Genomic DNA, 532 nt, shown 5'->3' with positions numbered 1-532 from the left:
CATGACGGTGTATTCGCTGTCGTCATGCGCGGTGGGCACCGCGACGTTGGCGGGTCCGCCGGTCTCCTGGCTGTGCTTGAGACCTAGGGCGTGACCGAGTTCGTGCAGCGCGGTCGCAAAGTAGTAGTTGCCGAGCGAGGCCAGCGAGTAATTGTAGGAGGTCCCGAACCAGATGTCGCCGCCGGAGGCGTAGTTGCCGGGATAATAGGCGTAGGACGTCGGATTGGCCGCCGGGGACTGCGCGATCATGATGTCGGCGCCGTTGGTCCCCGCATAGGTGATGTTGGCGTTGGTGTAGCTGAGGATCAGTCCGATTGCGTAATTGATCGCGGACTGCATCTGCGTCGGAGCCGACGCAAATCCCGAGGTCGTGGGTTCACTGCTGCCGCCGCTGTAGGGATAAGCGTAGTCGCTTGCAGCATCGGGAAAGCTGTAGGTGATCGCGCCGGACCATTTGACACCGGACAGAAGGCCGTCAATCTCGGCATTGTTGGTCGCGCTGACGCTGACTGCGGTGGCCAAGGGAACCTCC

1 protein-coding gene is annotated in these 532 nt (G+C 62.0%); it reads right to left on the bottom strand.

Annotation, left to right across the window (positions count from 1 at the left end):
• Nucleotides 1-522 (bottom strand): matrixin family metalloprotease (locus AACY52_RS29915; protein ID WP_339561318.1); only part of this gene is annotated, 522 nt, incomplete at its 3' end.
• Between the last annotated feature and the right edge of the window lie 10 nt (nucleotides 523-532).

The sequence above is a fragment of the Pseudomonas sp. EA_65y_Pfl1_P113 genome, from assembly GCF_963970525.1.
Lineage (GTDB): Bacteria > Pseudomonadota > Gammaproteobacteria > Pseudomonadales > Pseudomonadaceae > Aquipseudomonas > Aquipseudomonas tritici.
This window is presented reverse-complemented; position numbering and strand designations above follow the sequence as displayed.